This is a genomic window from Fodinicola feengrottensis (assembly GCF_010993775.1).
Lineage (GTDB): Bacteria > Actinomycetota > Actinomycetes > Mycobacteriales > HKI-0501 > Fodinicola > Fodinicola feengrottensis.
In genome coordinates this window covers 111739-135589 of sequence record NZ_WOTO01000011.1, presented here as the reverse complement: position 1 = coordinate 135589, position 23851 = coordinate 111739, and the positions used below count along the sequence as shown (strand labels likewise).

The 23851-nt window shown below is 67.5% G+C and carries 26 protein-coding genes and 5 pseudogenes; 10 read left to right on the top strand and 21 right to left on the bottom strand.

The window, feature by feature from the left end; translation table 11 throughout:
* Window position 1: 1 nt before the first annotated feature.
* The 13 genes from GNX96_RS12925 to GNX96_RS12865 form a co-directional block, all read right to left on the bottom strand.
* Window positions 2-490, bottom strand: a complete 489-nt coding sequence (locus tag GNX96_RS12925; RefSeq protein ID WP_163568269.1) for a glycosyltransferase family 4 protein — start codon at window positions 488-490, stop codon at window positions 2-4.
* Window positions 450-1007 carry a glycosyltransferase gene (locus GNX96_RS12920; protein ID WP_163568268.1) on the bottom strand — a complete coding sequence of 186 codons (558 nt, stop codon included), beginning with the start codon at window positions 1005-1007 and terminating at the stop codon, window positions 450-452. The genes GNX96_RS12925 and GNX96_RS12920 overlap by 41 nt, the downstream gene beginning before the upstream one ends.
* Window positions 1008-1145: 138 nt before the next feature.
* The gene (locus GNX96_RS12915; RefSeq protein ID WP_163568267.1) at window positions 1146-1520 is read right to left on the bottom strand and encodes a DegT/DnrJ/EryC1/StrS family aminotransferase; all 375 of its coding nucleotides are present in this window, start codon (window positions 1518-1520) and stop codon (window positions 1146-1148) included.
* Window positions 1521-1537: 17 nt separating this feature from the next.
* Window positions 1538-2275 carry a DegT/DnrJ/EryC1/StrS family aminotransferase gene (locus GNX96_RS12910; RefSeq protein ID WP_163568266.1) on the bottom strand — a complete coding sequence of 246 codons (738 nt, stop codon included), beginning with the start codon at window positions 2273-2275 and terminating at the stop codon, window positions 1538-1540.
* An 86-nt stretch (window positions 2276-2361) separates the two neighbouring features.
* Entirely contained in the window at window positions 2362-2541 is a 180-nt protein-coding gene (locus tag GNX96_RS12905) for a DapH/DapD/GlmU-related protein (RefSeq protein ID WP_279580188.1), read from the bottom strand.
* A complete protein-coding gene (locus GNX96_RS12900; RefSeq protein ID WP_163568265.1) occupies window positions 2481-2951 on the bottom strand; it encodes a hypothetical protein in 471 nt (156 codons plus the stop codon). Before GNX96_RS12900 ends, GNX96_RS12905 begins: the two co-directional genes overlap by 61 nt.
* 43 nt (window positions 2952-2994) lie before the next feature.
* Window positions 2995-3987 carry a Gfo/Idh/MocA family protein gene (locus GNX96_RS12895; protein WP_163568264.1) on the bottom strand — a complete coding sequence of 331 codons (993 nt, stop codon included), beginning with the start codon at window positions 3985-3987 and terminating at the stop codon, window positions 2995-2997.
* Between the two features lie 246 nt (window positions 3988-4233).
* The gene (locus tag GNX96_RS12890) at window positions 4234-5877 is read right to left on the bottom strand and encodes an O-antigen ligase family protein (protein WP_163568263.1); all 1644 of its coding nucleotides are present in this window, start codon (window positions 5875-5877) and stop codon (window positions 4234-4236) included.
* Window positions 5878-6004: 127 nt separating this feature from the next.
* On the bottom strand, window positions 6005-6562 hold the full coding sequence (locus GNX96_RS51320; protein ID WP_279580210.1) for a sugar transferase: 558 nt from the start codon (window positions 6560-6562) through the stop codon (window positions 6005-6007).
* A gap of 415 nt (window positions 6563-6977) precedes the next feature.
* Window positions 6978-7238, bottom strand: a complete 261-nt coding sequence (locus GNX96_RS12880) for a hypothetical protein (RefSeq protein WP_163568262.1) — start codon at window positions 7236-7238, stop codon at window positions 6978-6980.
* Window positions 7239-7481: 243 nt separating this feature from the next.
* On the bottom strand, window positions 7482-8633 hold the full coding sequence (locus tag GNX96_RS12875) for a lipopolysaccharide biosynthesis protein (protein WP_163568261.1): 1152 nt from the start codon (window positions 8631-8633) through the stop codon (window positions 7482-7484).
* Window positions 8630-8836 carry a hypothetical protein gene (locus tag GNX96_RS12870; protein WP_452124472.1) on the bottom strand — a complete coding sequence of 69 codons (207 nt, stop codon included), beginning with the start codon at window positions 8834-8836 and terminating at the stop codon, window positions 8630-8632. The genes GNX96_RS12875 and GNX96_RS12870 overlap by 4 nt, the downstream gene beginning before the upstream one ends.
* Complete coding sequence (locus GNX96_RS12865; protein ID WP_163568259.1) at window positions 8833-9777, bottom strand: glycosyltransferase; 945 nt, start codon at window positions 9775-9777, stop codon at window positions 8833-8835. Before GNX96_RS12865 ends, GNX96_RS12870 begins: the two co-directional genes overlap by 4 nt.
* A 125-nt stretch (window positions 9778-9902) precedes the next feature.
* Here GNX96_RS12865 and GNX96_RS63340 point away from each other — a divergent pair.
* The 3 genes and pseudogenes from GNX96_RS63340 to GNX96_RS12850 form a co-directional block, all read left to right on the top strand.
* Window positions 9903-10127: pseudogene (locus GNX96_RS63340) on the top strand (NAD(P)-dependent oxidoreductase); the annotation flags it as partial.
* A 16-nt stretch (window positions 10128-10143) separates the two neighbouring features.
* The gene (locus GNX96_RS12855; RefSeq protein WP_390623988.1) at window positions 10144-10668 is read left to right on the top strand and encodes a Gfo/Idh/MocA family protein; all 525 of its coding nucleotides are present in this window, start codon (window positions 10144-10146) and stop codon (window positions 10666-10668) included.
* A complete protein-coding gene (locus GNX96_RS12850; protein ID WP_163568256.1) occupies window positions 10619-10942 on the top strand; it encodes a hypothetical protein in 324 nt (107 codons plus the stop codon). The genes GNX96_RS12855 and GNX96_RS12850 overlap by 50 nt, the downstream gene beginning before the upstream one ends.
* Before the next feature lie 55 nt (window positions 10943-10997).
* Here GNX96_RS12850 and GNX96_RS12845 read toward each other — a convergent pair whose 3' ends face one another.
* Window positions 10998-11852, bottom strand: coding sequence for an Fpg/Nei family DNA glycosylase (locus GNX96_RS12845; RefSeq protein ID WP_163568255.1), 855 nt, complete (start codon window positions 11850-11852; stop codon window positions 10998-11000).
* Window positions 11853-11923: 71 nt separating this feature from the next.
* Between GNX96_RS12845 and GNX96_RS12840 the strand changes: the two genes are divergently transcribed.
* The 4 genes and pseudogenes from GNX96_RS12840 (at window position 11924) to GNX96_RS12830 (ending at window position 14797) form a co-directional block, all read left to right on the top strand.
* Window positions 11924-12727, top strand: a complete 804-nt coding sequence (locus GNX96_RS12840; RefSeq protein WP_279580186.1) for an MFS transporter — start codon at window positions 11924-11926, stop codon at window positions 12725-12727.
* Window positions 12615-13022 (top strand): annotated as a pseudogene (locus tag GNX96_RS63335) (MFS transporter); the annotation flags it as partial. The gene GNX96_RS12840 and the pseudogene GNX96_RS63335, both read left to right, overlap by 113 nt.
* A gap of 163 nt (window positions 13023-13185) precedes the next feature.
* Window positions 13186-13971 carry a class I SAM-dependent methyltransferase gene (locus tag GNX96_RS12835; RefSeq protein WP_163568254.1) on the top strand — a complete coding sequence of 262 codons (786 nt, stop codon included), beginning with the start codon at window positions 13186-13188 and terminating at the stop codon, window positions 13969-13971.
* A gap of 301 nt (window positions 13972-14272) precedes the next feature.
* Window positions 14273-14797, top strand: a complete 525-nt coding sequence (locus GNX96_RS12830) for a DUF4232 domain-containing protein (protein WP_163568253.1) — start codon at window positions 14273-14275, stop codon at window positions 14795-14797.
* 48 nt (window positions 14798-14845) lie between these two features.
* Here the strand turns inward: GNX96_RS12830 and GNX96_RS51305 are convergent, their stop codons facing one another.
* The 5 genes and pseudogenes from GNX96_RS51305 to GNX96_RS12810 all read right to left on the bottom strand — a co-directional run bounded on the left by GNX96_RS51305 (window position 14846) and on the right by GNX96_RS12810 (window position 19768).
* Window positions 14846-15499, bottom strand: a complete 654-nt coding sequence (locus tag GNX96_RS51305) for a type 2 periplasmic-binding domain-containing protein (RefSeq protein WP_279580208.1) — start codon at window positions 15497-15499, stop codon at window positions 14846-14848.
* Window positions 15388-16206 carry an ABC transporter substrate-binding protein gene (locus GNX96_RS51300; RefSeq protein ID WP_279580184.1) on the bottom strand — a complete coding sequence of 273 codons (819 nt, stop codon included), beginning with the start codon at window positions 16204-16206 and terminating at the stop codon, window positions 15388-15390. The genes GNX96_RS51305 and GNX96_RS51300 overlap by 112 nt, the downstream gene beginning before the upstream one ends.
* A 197-nt stretch (window positions 16207-16403) precedes the next feature.
* Entirely contained in the window at window positions 16404-17438 is a 1035-nt protein-coding gene (locus GNX96_RS12820) for an ROK family glucokinase (protein ID WP_163568252.1), read from the bottom strand.
* A 185-nt stretch (window positions 17439-17623) separates the two neighbouring features.
* A pseudogene (locus GNX96_RS63330) lies at window positions 17624-18654 on the bottom strand (sigma-70 family RNA polymerase sigma factor).
* A 256-nt stretch (window positions 18655-18910) separates the two neighbouring features.
* On the bottom strand, window positions 18911-19768 hold the full coding sequence (locus GNX96_RS12810) for a ParA family protein (protein WP_279580181.1): 858 nt from the start codon (window positions 19766-19768) through the stop codon (window positions 18911-18913).
* 99 nt (window positions 19769-19867) lie between these two features.
* On the opposite strand from GNX96_RS12810, the pseudogene iolB reads away from it, so the two are divergent.
* The 3 genes and pseudogenes from iolB to GNX96_RS12795 all read left to right on the top strand — a co-directional run bounded on the left by iolB (window position 19868) and on the right by GNX96_RS12795 (window position 22644).
* A pseudogene (gene iolB, locus GNX96_RS12805) lies at window positions 19868-20762 on the top strand (5-deoxy-glucuronate isomerase).
* Entirely contained in the window at window positions 20759-21766 is a 1008-nt protein-coding gene (locus tag GNX96_RS12800) for a Gfo/Idh/MocA family protein (RefSeq protein ID WP_163568251.1), read from the top strand. Before iolB ends, GNX96_RS12800 begins: the two are co-directional and overlap by 4 nt.
* A 311-nt stretch (window positions 21767-22077) precedes the next feature.
* On the top strand, window positions 22078-22644 hold the full coding sequence (locus GNX96_RS12795) for an endonuclease V (protein WP_279580207.1): 567 nt from the start codon (window positions 22078-22080) through the stop codon (window positions 22642-22644).
* A gap of 261 nt (window positions 22645-22905) precedes the next feature.
* Here GNX96_RS12795 and GNX96_RS51285 read toward each other — a convergent pair whose 3' ends face one another.
* Window positions 22906-23178, bottom strand: coding sequence for an ROK family protein (locus tag GNX96_RS51285; RefSeq protein ID WP_279580180.1), 273 nt, complete (start codon window positions 23176-23178; stop codon window positions 22906-22908).
* 4 nt (window positions 23179-23182) lie between these two features.
* Window positions 23183-23812: pseudogene (locus GNX96_RS12790) on the bottom strand (ROK family protein).
* Window positions 23813-23851: the final 39 nt, after the last annotated feature.

The following is a 23851-nucleotide window of genomic DNA, read 5'->3' as shown; positions in this document are numbered from 1 at the left end:
TCTACCTTCCGGACTCAACGGACCACCGACCGGTAGACCTCGACGATCCGTTCGGCGATCCGTGTGGTGAGTCGAGCCATCCACAGGCCTCGCGGCCGTTGGAGCGGGACTTAGTGTCGAGCACCTCGGTCACCGCGTCGGCCAGCGACTTCACCAGCGCCTCGCGCGCGGCCGGCGTGCCCCACGGCTCGGCGAAGGCGACCACCTGAGACGGCGTGACCTCGCGGGTGATCTCGGCGACGTCGCCGACGTCCACGCTGACCACCGGCAAACCCATCGCGACGGCCTCCTTGACCACCGTCGGCGAGCCCTCGGATCCCTTGCGGGACGTGAAAAGGAACACGTCAGCCGCGTTGTATTTCTCAACGATCTTCTCGACCGGCTGGTTCGGCGCGGACAGCACCAGCTCGCGGATCGAGTCGTCGGACGCCTTCAGCTCCTTGAGCACGTCACTGAAAACGTCGTAGCCCTTGACGGAGTTTGTCGGCATACCACCGAAAAGGACGACCTTCTCGTGCGGTTCGATGCCGAGCGCGGCCCGTGCCGCCTCCCGATCGGCGGCGGCGAACCGTGGCGAAATCGACCCCGTTCGGGATCACCACGCCGTCCTGGTCGCCCGCGGTCTGCGCCAGCCGCTTCGAAACATAGATGCGTTTGGCCACGCCACCGGAGCCGAGCTGGGTGATGCGGTGTTCCTTGGGCGAGTTCACATCGCTGCCATAGAGCGAAAGAACGCGCGGCACATTGCCGACCAGCCGGGCGGACGCGGCAGTCATGCCGTAATGGATGTGCACCACGTCGTACGAGCCGGCCTTAACACGAGCCCGCACCCGCGGGGCGGCAAGCAAGTAGTCCTTGCTGCCCCGCGACTGCGCGACGACCTCAACATCCACGTGGTGCCCGAGCTTGCGCAACGCTTCGACCTGTTCCTCAACAAAAACTCCGCGAAAGCTTCCGCCTTCCGGCCAAAGGTTGGTGACTGCCAGGATCCGAAGCGCTGCTGTCATAGCGAGTACCTGCCTGCCTGCCTTGTCCCTGGTGACCGGATTGGTGCCAAATGGTAGATCCACACCAATCCGCACCACGGCCTGGTCCGCTGTTGCTTTGGGCGCCCCGGGCGACACCGGCCTATTGCGCCTTAGAAATCAAACCTGCTCAAAATATTTCTTCACGGCCGCGACCACGGTGTCGACCTGTTCGTTGGTCAGCTCCGGGAAGATCGGCAGCGACACGATGCTGTCCGCGTACGCCTCGGTGATGGGCATGTCGCCCTTCTTGTAGCCGAGGTCCGCGTACGACGGCTGCAGGTGCACCGGCACCGGGTAGTGGATGACCACGCCGACGCCGTTCTCCTTCAGGAACGCCTCCAACGCGTCGCGCTGGCCGGTCCGCAGGACGTAGTGGTGGTAGTTCGAGATCAGGTTCGGGGTCTCCGGCGGGGTACGCAGGTCGCCGACGCCAGCCAGCTTCTCGCTGTAGAGCTTGGCGATCTCGCGGCGACGCTCGTTGTCCGCGTCCAACGTGGTCAGCTTGACCTTCAGGACGGCGGCCTGCAGCGTGTGTCGAGCCGCTCCGGGAAGCCCAGCATCTCGTGCACGTACTTGCTCGTACGGCCGTGGTCACGCAGCTGCGCGACCTTCTTCGCGAACGCCTCGTCGTTGGTGGTGACCGCGCCAGCGTCACCGAAGGCGCCCAGGTTCTTGCCGGGGTAGAACGAGAAGCAGGCGGCCAGGCCGTACCCGCCGCAACGCACCTTGGTGCCGTCGGCCTTGATGTAGTCCGAGCCCTGCGCCTGCGCGGCGTCCTCGATCAGCGGGATGCCGGCGTCGGCGCAGATCGCGCCAATGGCGTCCAGGTCGACCGGGCGGCCGTGGATGTGCACCGGCAGCACCAGCTTGACGCCGTCGATGTTCTTCTTCAGCTCCTGCGGGTCCATCAGGCCCGTCTCCGGGTCGATCTCGATGAACCGCGGGGTGGCGCCGGTGTAGCTGATCGCCTCGACGGTGGCGATGAAGGTGTGCGACGGGGTGGCGACCACGTCACCGGGGCCGATGCCCGCGGCGACCATCGCCAGGTGCAGCGCGGCGGTGCCGGACGCGACGCGACCCACGGCGTACTTGACCTGCGAGAAGGCGGCGAAATCGGCCTCGAACTGCTTGACCGCGGGGCCCTGAATGAAGGCGGTGTTGTCGATGACCTCCTTCATCGCGGCGTCGATGCCCTCTTTGTGCCGGGCGTAGTTGGCCTTGAGGTCTACCAGTGGAATGTTCGGCATTGAATACTCCAGAAACTGTTAGTTCGCGGACGAGGGATACGGGGGGTGCGGTTCGCCGACCGTACAGATCAGCTCGTCGATGGTTTTCACCACGCGCGCGGGGTTGCCGACCACGACCGCGCCGGCTGGCACGTCACGTCCTTGGTCACCACCGCGCCCGCACCAACCAGCGCCCGTTCCCCAATCTGGACGCCGGGAAGCAGGGTCACGTTCGCCCCCACTTTGGCCTCACGGCCGATGCGCACCCCGACCAGGCAGTCGGGCATGTGCTGGCAGCGCGGGGGAACGGCGCGTTGGTCACCGTCACCCGCGGCCCGATCCAGGCCTTCTCCTCGAGCACCGTGTACTCGGGGATGAAGCACTGGGAATGGATGCGTACGCCGTCGGCCACCGTGACGTTGAACTCCAGCACGGTGAGCGAGCCGACCGAGACGTTGTCACCGATCGTGCAGTTCTCGCGGATCATCGCGTGGTGACCGGAGGCGAACCGGGCACCAATCGTGCTGCCCGCGTACATCACCGTGTGGCTGCGCAGCGTCGAACCCGCGCCCACCACCAACGGCTGGTCAGGCCCGGCGCGGCCGATCGAGCAGAACTCCTCGACCACCGTGCCGGCACCCAACTCCGCCCTGCTGTCCACGACAGCGAGCGGAGAAATCGTCAGAGCCGCCGTCATGAAGAGACCGGCAGATCGATCTTCACCTTGTCCCCGTCGGCCTTCAGGGACTTGTCGGCGGCTTCGAGTACGGCCACCACGCGGGCGCCGTTCCAGCCGTCCGTACGCGGACGCTCGCCGTCACCGTGCACTCCAGGAAGTGCTTGAGCTCGGTCGCGAGCGGCTCGACCATCTCCAGCCGCGGTACGTGCATTTCGCCGTCCCGCAGGCGGTACTGATAAGCACCGTACGAGTCGGCGTCCAGCCGGTCCGCGCCCTTGTCGTAGACCTTGAGCTTCGCGTCGGCGTCGATGTCGTCGTACACGAGCATCTTGTCCTTGCCCACGACCGTGGTCTTGCGGGTTTTGGACGGGTCCAGCCACGAGACGTGCATGTGCGCGAGGATGCCGCCGGGGTAGCCGACGGTCACGAACGTGACATCCTCGACGGTCTCGTTCAGGTAGCGGGCGCCGCGCGCGGACACCCACTCCGGATTGCTGCCGGTCAGGTAGTTCGCGATCGAGACATCGTGCGGACCGATGGACCAGAACGCGTTGATGTCGCTCTGGATCCGGCCCAGGTTCAGCCGCTGCGAGTGGATGTAGAGCACGTCGCCGATGTCTCCGGCGTCGATGATGATCTCCTTCATCTTGCGTACGGCCGGCACGAACTCGAACGTGTGCCCCACCATCAGCACCAGCCCGGCCTGGTCCGCCTGCTCCGCGACACTCACGGCGTCCGCGGTGGTCAGCGCGAGCGGTTTCTCCACGAAGACGTGTTTGCCGGCGTCCAGCGCCTTGCGCGCCAGCGACGCGTGACTGGCCGCTGGGGTGGACACGATGACCGCGCCGACCGTCTCGTCCGCGAGCACCTTGTCCAGGTCCTCGGTGACGTTGATCTGCGGGTAGAGCGAGGCGGCCTTGTCCCGGCGCTCCGGGGACAGGTCGACCAGGTGCCGCCAGCGACCAGCGGCGTGGGCCGCGAGGTTGCGAGACAAGTTCGGACCCCAGTAGCCGAAGCCGATCTGGGCGATGCCGTCAGCAGTTGGTGCGCTCACAGGTCTGTGAGCCTCCCTTCGGGTGAGGCGCCCCATTGCGCCTCTAGTTCCGCCGCACTGCCCGGCCGGCTGTGGACCGCTCCGGGGTGCGCCAGCGGTTCAGTGTGCCAGCGACCGGCCGGGGAACCGAAATCCGGCTACCGCCGATGTGCGGCCAGTCACCCGCTGCGATGCCGGCCGGTGGCGTCCTCGGAGCCCGGATCGGGCCCGTCATCGGCCTGCTGGCCAGCTGTTTCAGCAGAATCCTCAGGCACTGCAGGTTCCGGTGCGGCGTGCGCTGGCCCGGTCGCCGAGGCCGCCGGAGCCGCGTCGGCGACGGCCGGTTTGGGCGACCGCCAGCTGAACTTCAGGTGGTCGTCGGTCGCGCCTTCGGCGAGCACCGCCGGCCGCCAGAACTTGGTCACCGACAGCGCCGGACCGGCCAGCAGGGTGGCCGGCACGGTGTCCGCGTTGTCGCCACGTCGCAGCGCCGACCACCCGAGCCCGAGCACGGTGAAGAACAACACCGGGAACAGCTGGTCCTCCAGCGAGGGCGACAGGAAGGCCGCCACCACCGCGGCGCGACCACCACCGGCGGCCCCCCCACAGCACGTACGGCGAGACGTCCGGTCCCCTCGTACGCGACCGGACCATGGGCGCGATCAGGAAGAACAGCCAGACCAGGTAACCCAGGACGCCCAGCGCGCCGGTCTCCACGGCCAGGTGCAACCAGAACGAGTCGACCTGGTCGGGCTTCGCGCCGTACAGGTTGAAGTTGAACTTCTTGTACCAGGTCGGGTCGTGCTGGAAGGCCACCGTGCCGCCGAACTGGCCGACGCCGTAGCCGAGCACTGGCCGCTCGACGAACAGCTTGGCTCCCTGCTGGTAGAACAGCACCCGGATCTCGCGGGCCGGGATGCCCGGCTGGTCCTCGGCCGATGACCCGGCGCCGAAATGCAGCGCGGCCAACACGCCGAGAATCCGCTTCTCCAGCGTCACCCTGTTCTCGGTGCTGTTCAGCAGCTGCAGGCCGGTGAAGCCGACCACCAGGATCAGCGCGATGGCCAGCGGCCGTACCGGGCGCCGGCGCATCCACCAGATCACCACGGCGGCCAAGACGAACCCGATCGCCGATTCGCGTGACTGGGTCGCCGACATGCCCAGCGCGAGGAAACCGAACAGGAACCACAGCTTCTTGGAGATCTTGTCCTTGGTGCTGAACCAGGCGATCAGCCCGATCTCCACGATCATCAGGAAATGCCCGAGGTGGTTCGGGTGGTTCAGCAGCGCGTGCGCCCGGTTGATCCGGGCCCAGGTGAGGTCGGTCCAGCCGAGCCACTGGTACGCCGGGTAGCCGATCAGGGTCTCGACGATCGCCAGCCCCGCGTTGAGCACCGCGATGCCACCGACCAGATAAAGGATCGGCTTCAGCTGCTTGGTGGTCGGCCGCACCGCGCGCCACGCGAAAAACACGATGACACCGCGGAAGTAGACAAACAGCGCCTGCCCGATCAGTACCGCGCCGCGCCCGCCGAAGAACCCGGAAATCGCCATGATGACGCCCAGGGCGACCAAAGCCAGCTCGGCCTTGGTGAAAAAGTCCCGCCAGCTTTTGTCAACGGCTACCTTGATAACGGTAAAGCCGAGCACCAGGAGGAAAAGCCCTGTTTTGACGTTCTTGGGCCAGTCCGCAAGAATCCACGTGGGATCGCCCTTGGCGTTGGGTAGTCCGGGGTGGCCGAAGAGCTGTTGCACCCAGCCCTCGAAGAGAACGTCCACCAGAAGGGCGGCAAGCAGAACGAGCACCACCAGGCTGAGCGCGCGCGAAATCGGCGCGGACAGTGGCCTGGGATCGGGTGCCGGTTCCGGCTGGGCAGAAGGGGCCAGGTCAGCAGTCGTCAAAGTGGTCACTATCGCCAGTATCCAGTCAGGTCGCCGTCGAAGATTTCTCGCGTGAAGTTGTGTCCTGGGGTCAGTTCAGTAACTGACCCCAGGCCGGCGAGCCAGCGGCGGCGCGGCGATCACACCAACGCCCTCGTCACTTCGCGCCCTTGCCGGAGAGCACCGCGAGGGGCGTACGAATGATCAGCCCCAAGTCGGTGAACACACTGGCCTTGCGCGCGTAGCTGACGTCCAGCTCCATCATTTCCAAGAATGTCACCCGACCGCGGCCGTACACCTGCCAGGGGCCGGTGAGGCCGGGCTTGACGGCGAACCGGTCCAGGTTCTCCGGGCCCATCACCTCGACCTCGTACGGCAGCACCGGGCGGGGTCCGACCAGGCTCATCGAGCCGCCGAGGATGTTGAACAGCTGCGGCAGCTCGTCCAGGCTGGTCTTGCGCAGCAGCTTGCCGGACCGGGTCACCCGGTCGTCGTTGTGCAGCTTGGCCGCCACCGTGCTGGCGCCCTCTGTGTAGATCTTCTGCACGTACTCCTTGTGGACGTTCTCGTCCGCCCCGGTCCGCATCGACCGGAACTTGAGCATCGTGAACATCCGCCCGCCGCGGCCGACCCGCTGCTGCCGGAAAAGCACCGGCCCGGGCGAGTCGATGGCCACCCACAGCAGGGCGACCAGCATGAACGGCGAAGAAAGCAGAATGCCGCGCTCGCGAGCAAGATGTCCAGGCCACGGGTTGCCACCCGCTGGATCCGGCCGCGCTTCACCAGCTCGTCAGAGAGCTGGGAGATCAGCGAAGACTGGGGCACGCCTGGACGACCGGAAACCGCCGCGGTCGTCACTGTGAGGGGTGCAGAGGCCACAGCGGGCCCACCCCTAGATAGAACGGTCAAGCCGAGCCTCCTCGATCGGCACCACCGGTGTCCGTCGGGCCGCTTGGAGCTTCTGAACCCTGCTCGAAGCTCTCCTCCGCCGCTGCCGGTGACCTCTGCCCTGGGCATTCAGAGCAGGTGCCGCCGGCTGCTCGCGGACAGCAGCACGTGACCAGAAAAGCTTAGCACCGAAGGGTGCCGGCCTTGCGGATGTGTGCCCCGAACTACCCGGTTCGGGGCGATCACAGCTGCCCTTTCCGGCGCGCCACCGCGTAGAGTTTGCGCAGCTCAGGCAGCAGAATCAGGACACCTGTCGCGAATACCACAACGGCCGCCACCAGCGCGGCCAGCACGCCGGTGAAGCCGGCTGTGAGGCGCGTCGCATCCAGCCCCGCGGCGACCGCCGCGCCCAACGCGACCACCGCCAACGACCGCACCACCATGCCCGTCCACTGCATCCGATGCAGCCGCCACGTGACCACAATCGGCCCGCCGGCGATCACCGTCGTACCAAGCAGGTAAGCCAGCCCGATGCCGGCCGCGCCAAGCGGGCCGGAAAGCGTCGCGGCGAGGATGACCCCCGATCGCCGCGCCGGTGACCGCCGAGATGACCGGGATCCGGACCTGCCGCAGGTTTCCCGACGACAGCGCGTTCACCGATGCCACCTGGACGACCGCGAGGAAGCTCGCCGCCAGCATGATCTGCAGCACCGTCGTGCCGCTCTCCGCGTTCTTGCCGAAGATGATCAGGATCGGCCTGGCCACCAGGATCGCCGCCGCGAAGAGCGGCGCGCGAGAACGAAGAAGAGGGCGCGAGTCGAGATGTCCGTATGCCGTCGCACGGCATCGGTGTCGCCGGCACCCTGTGCGTGCGCCATCGCCGGGAACAGCGCGAGGTTGAGCGCCCGTGGCAGCAGGTTCATCGGTTGTACGAGCGTCACCGCGGCGCCGAAGTAGCCCACCGCCGCCGGAGTCGAGAAGATCTTGGCGAGGATGTTCGTGCCGTACAGGAACCCGGTCGAGGCCAACGTGCCCGCGCAGGCAAGTGCGACGAACGCGATCACCTCACGCCGGTCGAACGCCGAGACGGGCGCGACCTCGCCGGCCATGTTGGCCCGCAGCAGCATCCTGGCCCCGAGCGTGAACAGGCCGTATCCGACGACGAACGGCAGCAGATAGCCCTGCCACGGAGTGACCAGGATGGCGATCGTGATGAGGATCGTCAGCACACCGGTCGAGAGCTCGAGCTTCGTGTACGAAGCGACCCGGTCGAAGCCGTAGAGCGCGGACTTGTCGAAGCTGTACGTGCTGAAGGTAAACGTCAACAGACCCACCAGGATCGCGTCGCGGACGCCGACCTCGGGGACGAAAAGCGGTGTGAGCAAGCCCACTGCGATCCCGAAGAACACCGAACCGGCGAGTCCCAGCCGGGACAGGAAGCGGTAGACCGAGCGAGCGGTCGGCTCCGCACCGCTACCGCGGTGATACGGGATGAACTTGCTCATCGCGCTGGCCACCCCGGCCGGCAACGCGAGGCTCGTCACGGTGGCGATCGCGATCAGCAGGGTGACCGTGCCATATTTGGCCGGATTGGCCAGGTGATGGTTCACCAGCGAGCCATGGACCAGCCGTACCAGCCCGATGCTGACCAGCGCCAACATCGTCAGCAAACCGGAGCTGACGATGGCCCGGCCCGGCTTGATCTGCGGAATCGGCTCGACCTCGACCGGCTCAGGCGTCGCTGGTGGCGGGGTTGGCGGCCTTACGGGCCGGTTCCGGCGGGCCGCGAGCGCGTCGGCGGCGGCCTTCGCCTCCTGGGTCTTGCGGGCCTTCTTGGTCTTGCGCGACTCGGCCTTCTTCGGCCCGCCGCTGGCTGGCTTCGCCATCGTGTCGCTCATTTGCCTGCCATCCGGTCCAGCACGTCGAGGTAGATCAGCTTCTGCTTCGCCCAGGACAGCTCGGCCATCACCTCGGAGGCCCGGTCGGCCTGCTTGCGGGCCGCTTCGGGGTCCTTGGCCAGCGCGAGCATCGCGGTCGCCAGGTTCTGGGCGCTCGCCGGATCCACGTACGACACCGCGTCGTCCGGGAAGTACCGGGTCACCACCGGGTTCTTGAAACTGATCGACGGCACACCCATCGCCGCGTACTCCAACAGCTTGGTGGGCAGCGTGTCGGCGGTCCAGATGTCCAGATGTCCAGCTGGTTCGGTGCGACGCCGATGTGGACGCGATCGATCTGGGCCGGCATGTCGTGCACCGCGTAGACCCGTTCGGGCAGGTCAACCACGTCCTGCATGCCGAGCTCCTGCACCTTCTCGGCCACCGCCGCCAGGCCGTCGCCGCCGCCGCGTACCTGCAGGCGAGCCTTCGGCAGCTCCTTGCGTACGAGCGCCAGCGCCTCTACCAGCGCCACCAGCCCATGCCGCGGCGCGATCGTGCCGTGATAGCTGAAGACGACCTCGCCGGCCGGGTCCCAGCCGCGCCACCGGCTCGGGGTGAACATCGCCTCATCCGGCGAGTTCAGCACGCTGGTGACCGGCCGCTTCGTACGCGCACGCAGGGCCTCCGCGTACGGCTCATGCACGGTCATGACCTCGTTGGCGAAGGCCATCGACATGGTCTCGCTGGCGTGCACCGCCCTGACGATCTTGGAATCACCGAACTTGGACTCGAAAAGTCGCGAGGTCATGTCGTGTACGTCCAGCAACAACGGCACTCGTACGAGCTTCTGCACGGCCGCGCAGAAGACCAGCACCTCGGGCATCGAGTGCGCCTGGATCACGTCGAACCTGCGCGGTCTGGCGGCCAGCCAGGCACCGGCTCGCACGCCGAAGTCGCCGTACAACTTCAGGTAGCCGGCGCCGCCAGCGCCGCGGAACTTCTCGGTCTTGAAGTGCACGACCCGGACGCCGTCCAGCAGCTCGTGGCGCGGCCGGTCGGCCGAGCTGAGGGCCAGCACGGTCACCTCATCGCCGCGAGCGACCAGGGCTTCCGCCTGCCGGCGGACCCGTGGATCGCTCTCGTAATTTGTGACGGCCAGCATGCCCACGCGAAGGCGACGACTTTGTGCCATGGCGGTCGATGCTAACGTCCGCGCTGCACTGAGATTGCACCAGACATCGACTTCGGGCACGCCTGCACGGCTGACCGACCAAGGAGGCCGTGGGGATGAGTGAGCAGACCGGGCTACGGATCGGACTGCTGGGGTACGGGTACTGGGGACCGCACCTTCTGCGCAACTTCTCCAACCTGGGGTGCGAAGTCATCGTCGGTGACCCCAGCGCGGACAGCCGCCAGCGGTTGAAGGAAAACCGGCCGGACATCGTCTCGTACGCGTCGCTGGACGAGGTGCTGACCGCCGGCATCGACGCGGTCGTTATCTGTACGCCGGCCAAAAACGCATTTCGCGTTGGCCAAGCAGGCCATCGAAGCCGGCAAGCACGTACTGGTCGAAAAGCCCATCACCACCAACTCCGCGGAGGCCCGCGAGCTGGTCGGGTTGGCCGCCGACGCCGGTCTGCAGCTGATGGTCGGGCACACCTTCGTCTACACACCGGCCGTGCGCAAGATCCGCGAAATCGTCGCTTCCGGCGAGCTCGGCGACATCCGCTACGCCACCTCGACGCGAGTCAACCTCGGCCCGGTCCGGCATGACGTGGGCGCCCTCTGGGACCTCGCACCACACGACTTCTCGATCCTGTCGCACGTTCTCGGTGAGCGCCCGACGACCGTTTCCGGCCGAGCCCGCTCCTTCCTGCAGCCGGGCCTGGACGATGTCGCTTTCCTGAACCTGGAATTCGGCTCCGGCGCGGTCGCGCAACTCAACGTTTCCTGGGCTGGACGCCAAAAAGATCCGTCAGATGGTCTTCGTCGGCTCGAAGAAAATGCTGATTTACGACGACCTCTCCGCCGACTCGAAGGTCGTCCTGTGTGACAAGGGCGTCGACGTGCCGGGTTATTCGGAGTCGTACGGCGACTTCAAATTGTCCTACCGCTACGGCGAGGAGACCCCTCAGGTCCTGGAGGACACCGAACCGCTGCGCAACGAGGCCGAGCAGTTCCTGCTCTCCATCCGCGACGGCGCCGCCTCCCCCTCCACCGGCAAACACGGCGCCGAAGTGGTCGCCATGCTCGAGGCCGCCATGAAGGCCGTCGAAACCGAGCAGACCGTCCCGGTCGACTACATGGGCGCCCGCCTAGGCCGCTAACCCCCAACGAAGGTGCGGGGCTTGGTTGCAATCGGAATCCGATTGTAACGACGGGCTACTTGAGGAGGCGGGACATTCGGCGGTCGGCCAGGGGTTTACCGGCGGTTTGGCAGGTGGCGCAGTATTGCAGGGATTTGTCGGCGTACGAGACTTCGCGGACGGTGTCGCCGCAGACCGGGCAGGGCATCCCGGTCCGGGCGTGGACGCGCAGGCCGGAGCGTTTTTCGCCTTTGAGGGTGGCTGATCCCTGGCCGACGCTGCGGGTGACCGCGTCGGTCAGGATCAGCTGAATCGCCGAATGCAGGGCTTGCACGTCCGAGGGCGACAGCTTCGAGGAAATGGCGAAGGGCGACAGCCGGGCGGCGTGCAGGATTTCGTCGGAATAGGCGTTGCCGACGCCGGAGATCACGGACTGCTCGGTGAGTACGTTCTTGATGCGGCTGCCCTGACCGGACAGGATCGCGGCCAGCTCGTCGACGGTGACGGACATCGCGTCCGGGCCCAACCGGGCGACGCCGGGGACCAGCGCGGGGTCCGTCACCAAGTAGACCGAGAGACCCTTCTTCGTGCCGGCCTCGGTGAGGTCGAAGCCGGACTCGTCATCGAGGTGGACCCGGAGCGCGATCGGGCCCTTGCCGGGTTTGGGTGGCGCGGCCGGCAGTGACTCGCGGTAGTGCAGCCAGCCGGCCCGGGCCAGGTGGACGACCAGGTGCAGGCCGTCCACGTCGAGATCCAGGAACTTGCCGTGCCGGCCGGCGCCGGTGAGGGTGAGGCCGGCGAGCGCGGTGACGGGTGGGTCGTACGTCTTCAGGGCACTGATCGCGACCGGGTCGATCCGGGCGATGGCATGGCCGACCGCGCGCTCGCGCAGATACGCGGCGAGCGCCTCCACTTCAGGCAGCTCAGGCACGCCACCCAGTCTGGCACGAAGAGCCGACTGAGGCTGATTTCACAGCGGCGAACGGGCCAAACCGACTTAGCGTGAAGAACATCGACATCAGCAGAGATGCCCACCCGACGACCGGCGTGCACGCTGCCATCAGCGCGGTCACCGCGACGGTCGCCTCGGTGGTGCCGGTGTTCCTGGTCGGCGGGCTGAGCATCTTCATGAGCGACGAGCTGCACCTGAGCCCAGCCGGGCTGGGCACCCTGGTGGCGATCTATTTCGCCTGCTCAGCGGTCGCCTCGGTGCCCGCCGGCTGGTGTGCGGAGCAGCTCGGCGCGACCCTGGTGACCAGGGCCGGCATCGTCGCGGCGGCGGCCTGCATGGCCGGGATCGCGTTCGTGGCGCACTCGTACGCGGTGCTCGCCGCCTTCCTCGTCCTGGGCGGCGTCGCCAACGCGTTCGGGCAGCTCGGTTCGAACCTGTCGCTCGCCGAGTCGGTGCCAGCGCGCCGGCAGGGCCTCTCGTACGGCGTGAAGCAGGCCGCCATTCCCACCTCGACACTGCTCGCCGGCATCGCCGTGCCAGCGCTGGGCCTCACGGTTGGCTGGCGGTGGGCCTTCGGGCTGGCGGCGGTGATCTCGTTGGCGGCGCTGCTCGTGGTGCCCGGTGGGGGTGGCCGAAAAGGGCATGGCGGCGGCGAGCGGGACGCGAAGATCACCGCGCTGGTGGTGGTCGCGTCGTCGGGCGTGCCTCGCCGCTGGTACAGCCAACGCGCTGGGCACCTTCCTGGTCGGCTCGTCGGTCGGGCACGGTATCTCGGAGGCCGCCGCCGGGCTGGTGCTCGCCGGCGGCAGCGTTTGCGGGATCGTCGGCCGGATCGGCAGCGGCTGGCTGGCTGACCGCAAACCCGGCGGTCATCTGAGCATCGTGGTGGTGATGCTGGCAATCGGCGCGGTAGGGCTGGCGCTGCTGGCCGCGCCCGGCCAGCTCACCCTGGTGATCGGCACGATGGCCGGCTTTGGCCTGGGCTGGGCGTGGCCCGGGGTGGTGAATTTCGCGGTCGTACGCCTCAACCCATCCGCGCCGGCCGCCGCGACCTCGATCACCCAGACCGGCGTTTATGCCGGCGGCTGTGCCGGGCCCCTCGGCTTTGGCACGCTCGTCCAGCTGACGTCGTATCAAACAGCGTGGCTGACGAGCGCGGCTTTAATGGCGGTGGCGGCCGTGCTGATGTATGTCGGCACACCAAACTTTTGGCCCGAGGTCAGAAAAATCTCGCTGGCACCGCGGTGTCAGCGACCGGCTGACCAAAACTCGGTGGCGGATTCGGCCAGGCCAGGCAAAAATCAGCCAGCCGATGGCAGACTTACTGACCTTTTACAGCGAAGTGTACGCCGAGGACCGTCGACTGACCGACACTGCGCACGGCCGGCTGGAATTCGTTCGTACTCAGGAAATTCTGCGCGCCCAACTGCCGCAGCCACCGGCCAAGGTCCTCGATGTCGGCGGCGCGACCGGCGTCCATTCGCGCTGGTTGGCCACCGACGGATACGACGTCACGCTCGTCGACCCGGTGCCCGAGCAAGTACGCGTGGCGGCCGAAATTCCTGGCGTAAAGGCGCGTCGCGTCGGCGACGCGAGGTCGTTGGAAGAAACGGATTCCTGCGTTGACGCGGTCATCATGCTGGGACCGCTTTACCACTTGTTGGAGCGATCCGAGCGGCTCGCTGCCATTGCCGAGGCCGTCCGGGTCCGGGTGGTACGCCCCGGAGGCCTGGTCGCCGCCGCCGCGGTGAGCCGACATGCGCCGGGCCTGGACCTGGCGTCTCGCGGTTTGCTCGATGAGGCGTTGACGCAGGTCGCGGGCCAGGTCTTGGCGACTGGGCGAGGTTCGGTGGTGCACGACAACTTCATGGACCTGGCCTACTTGCACAGTCCGGAAGACCTGACCGACGAAATGCTCGCGGGCGGCTGCGCGGACGTTTTGACATATGGACTGGAAGGTCCGGCCTGGACCGCCGCCGATGTCAGTGGCACCCCCGAAGTGCAGGAGTGCGCGCTGCGACTGGCCAGGTTGCTGGAACTCGACCCGCGCATTCGGGCCGCCAGCGCTCATTTGCTGGCGATCGGCCACAAACCCTAATTTGCGGTCGCGCGGTGGAAGCGGCGCGCCAGCCACGGGCGTACGCACCACCACGCCAGCAACGAAAGCACGCCGGCAGTAGCCAGCATCGCCGACAAATCCCATCGTGAACACTGCCGGCTGCGTGTTGAAACGCCCAGCGAACAACCATTCTCACTCGCCTGTGATGACCCACACAGAGTGATGTGGAGCATTTTTACCGACTTGAGCGTCTTAATGTTTGGAATTTACTTGTACGGTGAAGCCACCCCGGCCAGGGCACTGAAACTGACACCGAAGTCTGTTGGGAAGGCAAATAATCTTGCGTAGCAAGGCACAGATCGTCACCGGCGCGCTCACCCTCGCGACTGCCGGAGCTCTCGTCGTCGTCGGGCTCGACACGGCCGCCACCGCGGCCACCGTCCCGGCGAAGGCACCGGCGGCCTGCAAGGCCGACCAGGTGACCGTCACTATCGGTCAGATCGACGCCGGCGCCGGCCAACGGTACGCGCCGCTCACGTTCAGCGTCCACGGCACCACGACCTGCACGTTGACGGGCTTCATCTCCAAGGCCGAGTTCATCGCCCGCGACGGGTCGGCGCTGCCGACCAACGCGTCGCACTGGAACGACCACGTCGCGCCGACCACGCTGAGCACCGGCCACGACGCCAGCGTCGTGCTGCACTGGGAAGGCATTCCAGCCGACGACGAGAACATCGACCAGGCGCCGCCGGCCTACCTGAAATTCCGCATTCCGGGCGACAGTCATGACCTGACGGTGCGGTGGCCGGATGACCCGACCTTCCAGCACGGCCAGCTGCAGACCGGCGCCATCCACGCCGTCTAGTTTTCGCTGGGAAATGCTGGAACAGCGTGCGCTGTTCCAGCATTTGCGTTAGCCGCCGGCGACGTTCGACGGTCCGACAATGCCTTTGAGGGAAGCCGCGTACGCGTTCACCGCGGCCGCCGGCGAGCCCTGGCCGGTGATGACGGTCTCGGTGGCCACCTGGATTTCGTTGGAGATCCGCGGATATTCGGGCAACGCGGGCCGGTAGAAGGTCACCCCGACCAGCGCCGACCAGAACTTCGCGGTGGGATTGCTGCTGAGATAGCGCGGATCCGCGGCCACGTCCTTACGCACCGGAACGGCTGCCCCCGCGAGATCGTACGAGAGCGCACCTTCCTTGTTCAGAGCCGTCGAAATGAACTTGAACGCGGTGTCACTCGCCTTCGACTTGGCACTGATCGCGAGGGTCCAGCCGCCGGACATGCTGACTTTCCCAGGCCCCTGGCCATGCTGGGTCGGCATGGCCGCGGTGCCCAGCACCGACGACCACTGCGGCCACGGCCGGGCACCGCTGGGCAACCACGTACTGGACAGCCACGAGCCATCCAGGTTGATGGCGAGTTTGCCGGCCGGCATGAGCTGGCCGGACATCACTCCGGAACTGTTCGGATCCAGCGCCTGCTGGGGCGTTGGACCGAGGCCTTGTTGGTAGACGGTCTGCATAAAGGCCAGCGAGTCAGTGAATCCCTGGCTCGGCGCGATCCATTTTTTCGTTTTGGCGTCGTAAAGAGTGCCACCGGTTCCGTAAAGCAGCATTTCCAGGCCCTGCATGCTCGACCGCTCGCGCCGGCCGGCTTACCGGCGAAGACGTTCAAAGGCGTCACCCCGGCGAGTTTGGCCTTGATCGTACGAGCCGCCGCCAGCACGTCGTCCCAGGTCTTGGGCTGCCAGTCGGTGGGCAGGCCGGCTTTGGCGAAAAGCTGTTTGTTGTACCAAAGTCCGCGGGTGTCGGTGTCGGTCGGTACGCCGTAGGTCTTGCCGTCCTGACCACGGGCAGCGCCCTGTGCGGCGGGCAGGAACTGCGACCAGTCCGACCATTTCGCGAGGTAGTCGTCGAGCGGGCGGAGATAGCCGGCCTGGATGTCGGAGTTGATCAGGAAACTGTCCTCATAGACCACGTCCGGAGCGGTCGACGCGGACTTCTGCATCAGGCTGACCTTGGTGTAGTAGTCGTTCTCGGAGGCGTTCACCGGTACGAGCGTGACCTTCAGCCCGGGGTTGGCTGTCTCGAACTCTTTCTTGATTTTCTGGAAATGCGCGTCGAGCTGGATGCCCACCCCGAACTTCTGGTAGACGACCCGGATCGTCTTCCCGTCCGAACCGCCGGAGCCGCAGGCGGACAACGTGCCGGCCGCGGTCAGCAGCGCGACGGCAACCGCCAGTCCCCGACGAGTGAGAGTGAGCTTCATGCACTGACCTCCGAGACCGAGCGACCGCAGGAGGTGACCGTAATGCCGGGTATTTCCGCCGGTCAATGAGTGGTGAACCAGATGTCCACTACGGGCCGCCAGAACGCTGAAGCGAAGTGACAGAGATGAACGACAAGATCTCGTCTCTGCGGGCACTCACCCCGACCTGCCTCTGGTGTCCTGCGCCCAGAGTCCGATCAGATCAGCCGTTCACGCGAACGGGCCCGCCGGCGGCGGGCCCGGCGAAAGCGGCGGGCCAGCGGGCGGGCCAGGTCGGCGGCGCCGATCAGGCCCGCGTTGCCGCCGAGTTTGGCTCGTACGATCCGGGCCTCCGGTCGAAAGCCGCGACCGGACAGGCTGCGCTTGAAAGCTTCCCGGGCGGGGGTCAACAGCAGGTCGCCAGCGTCGGAGACCCCGCCGCCGATAACGAAAAGTCCGGGGTCGAAAGCGGACGCGAGATTGGCGATGCCGACGCCGAGCCAGTGCCCGATCTCGTCGAACAGCTCCATCGCGGCCCGGTCGCCGCCGCGGGCCATCTCGGTGATCAACGGACCGCTGATCGCGGACACGTCACCGGCGACCCGTTCCAGCAGGTCCTGCGCGACCGGAGAGTTCGCGGCGGCCAGCCCGCGGGCCTCCCGTACGAGCGCGTTGCCGCTCGCGTACTGCTCCCAGCAGCCGCGGTTCCCGCACTCGCAGCGATGACCGGCCGGCACGACCTGCATGTGCCCGAACTCGCCGGCGATCCCGTACTTTCCGCGCAGCACCGACCCACCCACGACCAGCGCGCCGCCAATGCCGGTGCCGAGGTTGACCAGCACCATGTGGTCCTCTCCGACTCCGGCGCCGAACCTCAGCTCGGCCCAGGCGGCCGCGTTGGCGTCGTTGTCGACCGCCACCGGCAACCGCAGTCGGCGGCTGACGGCGTCCCGCAACGGCTCGTGCCGCCAGGCCAGGTGCGGGCTGAACAACACCGACGACCGGCTCGCGTCCACGAAACCGGCGGCGCCGATCCCGACCGCGTGGATGTCGTGGTCGTCGGAAAGCTCGAAGACCAACTCGGCGATGGTGTCTTCCACCGCCTGCGGGCTGCGAGTCGGCGTTTCCCGGCGCAGCTGGGAGAGAACGCGACCGTCCGGGTCGACGACTCCGGCGGCGACCTTGGTGCCACCGATGTCGATGCCGACGGTGAGCAGCGGCGGAACGGGCAAATACCCGCGCGGGGTGTTCATCGCTGATCTGTACGGGTAAAGACCAGCATCATGAAACTCCCGCCGTTGGCCGACAACCTTCGCATCAGCAGAACATTCGCGACCGGCGCTCTGTTCCGGTTGTGCCACGGTCCACATGAGACATCGCAGAAGAAAACAAAATCCGCCACCTTGGAAAAAGGGCGGCGGATTTTGTCCGAACCGGATTACGCCGCGTCCACTCCGGACTCGGCGGCCAGCCGGCGAAGCTGCCCGATGGCCTCCCGCTCGATCTGCTGAATCCTGGCCCGGGACAACCCGAGCCGGGTGCCGATCTCGGCGAAGGTGTGCGTCTCGCCGTCGTCCATGCCGTAGCGCGCGCGTACGACCGCGGCCGACCGATCGTCGAGCCGCTCGACCAACCGGTGCAGATCGCTGTTCGCGTACGACTCCAGGACGATGTCCTCGGGGCCGGGGATAAGCGCGTCCTTGACGAAGTCCTCCAGCGCCGACTCCTCGTCGTCGCCGACCGGGGACTGCAGGCTGACCGGATCCTTGGCCAGCCGGGTCAGTTCCTCGATCCGGGCCACCGTCACGCCGACGGCGTTGGCGACCTCGGCGTCGACCGGGTCGCGGCCCAGCTCACGGGTCAGGTCGCGGCGGGCCCGGGTCATCCGGCCCACTTCCTCGCCCCCAGGTGGACGGGGAGCCTGATGGTCCGACCGCTCTGCGCGATGGCGCGCGAGATCGACTGCCGGATCCACCAGGTCGCGTACGTCGAGAACTTGAAGCCGCGCTGGTAATCGAACTTCTCCACGGCCCTGATCAGTCCGAGGTTGCCCTCCTGGATCAGGTCCAGCAGGGACATCTGGCTGCGCGGGTACTTGCGGGCCACCGACACCACCAGCCGCAGGTTCGCGGCCAGGAAGTGCTGCCGGGCCTGCTCGCCGTCGGCCGCCACCGCCCGCAGGTCCGCCACCGTGGCGGTCTTGCCGGACGGCAACTCGGCCTCGTGCCGCGGCTCGGGCCGCTGCCCGAGCGCCGCGGTCACATCGGAAAGCAGCTGGTCGGCGTACACGCCGGCCTCAATCCGCTGGGACAGCGCGACCTCTTCCTCGGCGGACAGCAGGGCCGTTGCCGAGATACCGTCCAGGTAGACGCGTACAAGATCCGCAGAGGTGTCGCCGTGGTCCGAGGTACGATCAACTACGCGCCGAGTGCGCGGACGTTCCATCACTTGAGTATCTGAAGCTGCCATTGTTGCCTCCCGGTGCCGCCTTCGTACATCCACAACGGCCGGGTGGGTCCACAGATTCCCGGCCTGGCTGCCTCTGTGAGGACAGTCTCTGCAGGTCAGACGGCGCAAAGGGGAATTGATGACGGAACTCTCAGGCCGTTCTCAGGTGACCTTCATCTCCTGACGGACGTACGTGTGGGCAGCCCGTTCGGTTCAGTTCGCCGATCAGCCAGCGTGATCAGTGCGCCTGCCTGCACAAACCCGCTTTACCCCAGCTTCACGACAAACGTAAGCGGCGATGACGGGGATTCGGATGACAGGGCAGATGTGATCTACGCCCCAGTCGCCCTGGCGGTACCGGGACGTTTCTTAGAGCTTCGTAAAACCCTGTCCAGCAGGTGTTCGAACGCGGCCGCGATCTCCCGGCCGCCGGGGTGGGCCAGCGCTGCACCGGCACGGCGGCGCCCTGCGCCTGCTGCACCGCGGACCGCTCCGGCAGCAAGGTGGTCAGCACCAGCGGCCCGAACAGCTCGCGCAGTTCGCCGATCCGGTATTCGTGCTCGGCCGACCTGGCCCGGAAGCGGTTGACCAACACACCCAGCGGCTGCAGCTCGGCGTTGTGCGCCTTGCGCTCGGCCTGAACCGCGTCAAAGGCCCGGCGCGTACCGGCGACCGCGAAGACCGACGGGTCGGTCACCAGCATCGCCCGTTGGGCGGCCACCAGGGCGCCTCGGGTCAGCTGCCCTAGCGACGGCGGGCAGTCCAGCAGCACCAGGTCGTAGCCGTCCTTGCCGTCCACTGTGGACAGTGCGGTGCGCAGCCGGCTGAGCTTGCGGGCACTGGGGTCGGGCGCGTTCGCGGCCTCGGTGCCGTCCGAGCCAACCAGCACCTCCAGCGCCGGTCCCCAGCCAGAGGGCGCGACCGCGCCGGCGAGCTGGTTCCGGCCGCCAAGCAGCACGTCGGCCACGGTGTACGAGGTTTCCGCCGGCTCCAACGCGAAAGTCGCGTTGGCCTGTGGATCCAGGTCGACGACCAGGGTGCGCAGGCCTCGTTGCAGGGCGGCGCCGGCGAGGCCCAACACGACCGTCGTCTTGCCGACCCCACCCTTGAGGCTCAGGACAGCGAGGGTGAGCACGGGCGTGAGATTACCGCGAAACGGGCTCCGCGCACCCCTGCTTCAAGATCGGATCTGTCGGCACCGACCCCGTCCGGCAGGCGTGTGAGGATGGAGCGCATGGTCGCCTCCCTGCATCACCCGGCCGGATCGCTGGCCACCGACACGTACGAGCTGGAGCTGACCCCGGAGCGGGCCGGCTGGGCGTACAGCGGGCTGCGGATCCTCGACCTGCCGGCGGGTGGCTCGTACGAGTGGCGGACCGGCGACGACGAGATGGCGGTGCTGTCCCTGGCCGGCGGCGGGTGTGCCCTCGAGTGTGACGACGTGAAGGCAGAGCTGACCGGCCGCGCGTCGGTCTTCGACGGGCCGTCCGACTTCGTCTACGCGCCCCGGGATTCGTCCGTACGCGTACAGGCCGCCAGCCCAATCCGGTTGGCACTGGTCTCCGCGCGCTGCGAAAACCGGCTCGAAGCGCGGTACGTGCCGGCCGCCGAGGTGCCCGTTGAGCTGCGCGGAGCCGGCGCCTGCAGCCGGCAGGTGCACAACTTCTGTGCGGCCGGGGTATTTCCGGCCGACCGGCTGATCGCGGTCGAGGTGATCACGCCGGCCGGCAACTGGTCGTCGTACCCGCCGCACAAGCACGACGAGGACCTGCCCGGCCAGGAGTCGGAGCTGGAGGAGATCTACTACTTCGACCTGCGATCGGAGGCTATTCACGCTGGTGGTGACGCCGGCGCTTTCGGTTTCCACCGGGTGTACGGGACGGCTGAGCGCGGCCGGTCGACGTGCTCGCGGCCGTACGACCCGGCGATGTCGTCTGTGTGCCGCACGGCTGGCATGGGCCGTCGACCGCACCACCCCCGGCTACGACCTGTACTACCTGAACGTGATGGCCGGGCCGTCCGCCGACCGGGCCTGGCTGATCCGCGATGACCCGGATTACGGCTGGATCCGCGGCCAGTGGCCGGATCAGGACGTCGACCCGCGACTGCCGATGGGCGGCGCGCGATGAGCATCCGGATTGGTCTGATCGGGGCCGGCGCGATGGGCGTCCACCACGGCGAGACACTCGCTTTCGAGCTCGGCTGCGAGGTGGCCGCGGTCGCCGACATCGATCTCACCCGGGCCGCCGCGCTGGCCGACCGAATCGGCACCGAGGCTACCGACGACCCGATCTCGGTGATCACCGACGCCGATGTGGACGCGGTCGTCATCGCCTCCGCCGACAGCACCCACGAGCCGTACGCGCTGGCCTGCCTCGAGCTCGGCAAGCCGGTGCTGTGCGAGAAGCCGCTCGCTCCGCAAGCGTCGGCGGCCGGCCGGATCCTGGCCGCTGAGCAGGAGATGGGCCGGCGGCTGATCCAGGTCGGGTTCATGCGCCGCTACGACGCCGACTACCGGCGAATGAAGGCCGCACTGGAAGCCGGAAACCTCGGATCGCCGCTGCTCATGCACTGTGTGCACCGCAACCCGTCGGCCGGCGCCGACTTTCACAGTGCCTGGATGATCACCAGCTCGGTGTCCCACGAGATCGACATCCTGCGCTGGCTGACCGGCACCGAGATCGTCGAGGCGACCGCGGTGCACGGGCGGTCGGTGCTGGAGGACATCCATGACCCGCAGCTGATCCTGCTGCGTACGTCCGACGGACTGGTCGCGGACGTGGAGTTCTTCGCTCGCGCTCACTACGGCTACGAGGTCCGGGCCGAACTGGTGCTGGAGCGCGGCACGGTCAGCATGGGCATGCCGTCCGGGCTCCAGGTGCGTACGGACAACCAGTTGGTCACGCCGGTCACGCCCGGTTTCGTGGAACGGTTCGCGCCGGCTTACCGGGGGCGCAGCTCCGGGACTGGTTGGTCGCGGTCCGGTCCGGCCGGCAGGACGGACCAAGCGCTTGGGACGGTTACGCCACCGCGGTGGTCGCGGACGCGTGCATCGCTTCGCAGAGTAGTGGCGGACCCGTACCAGTGGACCTGCCAACCCGACCCGCTCTTTACCACTGACCACGGCCGGTAGCTGTGACCAACGCCCCAACGGTCCCTCTTGACCTTTCGATCACGCGACGAAAGGTCCGTTTTGCACGGAAAGTAGTTCGTCACAGGAGTCTCTTTGGGTCTCAGGAGCATCAATATCCCGGCATATGGGAGAAACCTGGCCCAGGGGGCTGCCCAAAACGGCTTCGGGTCGCTAGCGTCCCTTGCTATGCGCGTGCCCGCCGTGTACGGCCCACCACGGAACGTCATGAGTGGGCCACATTTCCGGCATACCGCGGTGCTTGACATGACCGATGACCACCCTCGGCCAGTCCACACCGCGGCAGGCCTGGCCTGGATGCCGCGTACGACGAGGCGACCGGCCTGATGGCGGCCGCTGTCGTGGTGCTCGACACGAACACCCTGGAACCGGTGGAAACATCGGTGATGGTGGGTCGATCCGAGCAACGCTCGGTCACCGGCGACACGCTGCCCCGCCAGGTGCCCGCGCTGGTCGAGGCGGTCAGCAAGCTGACCGTACGGCCGGACCTGCTGATCTGCGACGGCCAGGGCATCGCGCACGCCAACCGGTTCGGGCTGGCCTGCCAGATCGGCACGCTGACCAACCTGCCCACCATCGGCGTCGCGAAGGCCCCGGTGATCGGCGCCACCGCCGAGCCCGGCCCGGACCGTGGCGCCTCGGCTCCGCTCAGGCATGCCGGAGAGACCGTAGGACGGGCGCTGCGGACTCAGACCGGTGTCAAGCCTGTCTACGTATCGATCGGATATCGGATCGACCTGGACACGGCCTGCGAGGCCGTGCTGAAGCTGTGCCCGACCTACCGGCTGCCCGAAACCACCCGCCAGGCCGACCAACTGGCCCGCCGCGGCCTGCGCGAGTTCCTGGACGCCTTCGCCTGAGGCTAACGCCGCCCTCTCGAGGCGCACTCGTATGCCGCTCTGGCGTGTCACGGCTCGGCGTGTCGAGGGTGCGGCGCGAAATTGTCGTACGTGTGCTGTTTTCTAGCCCCCTCCCTTTGAACGGGCGGGGGGTGGGTGTGAGGCAGACGTCTGATTTTGAGTAGGTTAGCTTTCCTCAAACCCGCCCCCCGCCCTTTTGGGTGGGGGGTGATTTTTACGGGTGGGTACGACAGTTTTGCGCCGCATGCGGTCGGAGCGCGGCTAGCCGGTGGCGGCTCGGTCGAAGGCGAGGGCGGCGGCGCCGGCGAGGCCGGCGGTGGTGGTGCCCAGCTCAGCGGGGACGATCTCGATCCGCTGGACGAACGGCATTCCGGCGTACGAGTGGAGGCCGGCTCGTACGGCGTCGAAGAACGGCGCGCCGGCCTGGGCGACGCCGCCGCCGATCACCACCCGGTCGAGGTCGACCATCGCGCCAGCCGACACGATCGCGGCGCCCAGCGCGTCGCCAGCCCGGTCGATCGACGCGGTCGCCACCGCGTCACCGGCAGGCGGCGTCGGCGAAAACGCCGCGGGCGGTGGAGTCCGACGACGGCTGCCAGCCCTGGGCGAGCGCCCACCGGGCGATGTTCGTACCGGAGGCGATCGTCTCGAGGCAGCCGTGGCTGCCGCACGGGCACGGGTCGCCGCCCACCTGCACGATGATGTGGCCGATGTGGCCGGCGTTGCCGCTTGGTCCCGGATACGGCTGGCCATCGAGCACCAGCCCGCCGCCGACGCCCGTCGAGACCACCATCGACATCGACGACGCGGTCCCGCGGGCCGCGCCATACCGATGCTCCCCCAGCGCGATCGCCAGCCCGTCACCGAGCAGCACACACCGGCAGCCGCGGCAGGATTTCGGCGACCCGGTCGCGAAGCGGGAAGTCCCGCCAACCGGCGATGTTCACCGACGTACCGTCCCGGACCGCAGCTCCACCGGCCCGGCGCAGCCCAGCCCGACTCCGACCACGTCCACGCCGACCGCCGACTCGTGCAGCGACGCGACCGCGGCGGCCAGCGACGCGAAGATCTCCTCGCCGTCAGTCGTACGAGGCGTCGGCACCTGCCGTTTGCTCAGGAGCGTGCCGTCCGCATGGACGAGCGCGACCGCGATCTTGGTGCCGCCCACATCGATCGAGAGCGCTACTGGATTCCCCGTTGTCACCGA

What these genes read in the sequence shown, in the direction of transcription:
- GNX96_RS12800 (WP_163568251.1), top strand. Translation starts at nt 20,759, where the DNA reads ATGAGCATCCGGATTGGTCTGATCGGGGCCGGCGCGATGGGCGTCCAC.
- GNX96_RS51300 (WP_279580184.1), bottom strand. Translation starts at nt 16,206, where the DNA reads ATGAAGCTCACTCTCACTCGTCGGGGACTGGCGGTTGCCGTCGCGCTG.
- GNX96_RS12900 (WP_163568265.1), bottom strand. Translation starts at nt 2,951, where the DNA reads ATGACGGCGGCTCTGACGATTTCTCCGCTCGCTGTCGTGGACAGCAGG.
- GNX96_RS12925 (WP_163568269.1), bottom strand. Translation starts at nt 490, where the DNA reads ATGCCGACAAACTCCGTCAAGGGCTACGACGTTTTCAGTGACGTGCTC.
- GNX96_RS12910 (WP_163568266.1), bottom strand. Translation starts at nt 2,275, where the DNA reads ATGCCGAACATTCCACTGGTAGACCTCAAGGCCAACTACGCCCGGCAC.
- GNX96_RS12920 (WP_163568268.1), bottom strand. Translation starts at nt 1,007, where the DNA reads ATGACAGCAGCGCTTCGGATCCTGGCAGTCACCAACCTTTGGCCGGAA.
- GNX96_RS12850 (WP_163568256.1), top strand. Translation starts at nt 10,619, where the DNA reads ATGCTGATTTACGACGACCTCTCCGCCGACTCGAAGGTCGTCCTGTGT.
- GNX96_RS12875 (WP_163568261.1), bottom strand. Translation starts at nt 8,633, where the DNA reads ATGAGCGACACGATGGCGAAGCCAGCCAGCGGCGGGCCGAAGAAGGCC.
- GNX96_RS12865 (WP_163568259.1), bottom strand. Translation starts at nt 9,777, where the DNA reads ATGCTGGCCGTCACAAATTACGAGAGCGATCCACGGGTCCGCCGGCAG.
- GNX96_RS12905 (WP_279580188.1), bottom strand. Translation starts at nt 2,541, where the DNA reads ATGCCCGACTGCCTGGTCGGGGTGCGCATCGGCCGTGAGGCCAAAGTG.
- GNX96_RS12835 (WP_163568254.1), top strand. Translation starts at nt 13,186, where the DNA reads ATGGCAGACTTACTGACCTTTTACAGCGAAGTGTACGCCGAGGACCGT.
- GNX96_RS12820 (WP_163568252.1), bottom strand. Translation starts at nt 17,438, where the DNA reads ATGAACACCCCGCGCGGGTATTTGCCCGTTCCGCCGCTGCTCACCGTC.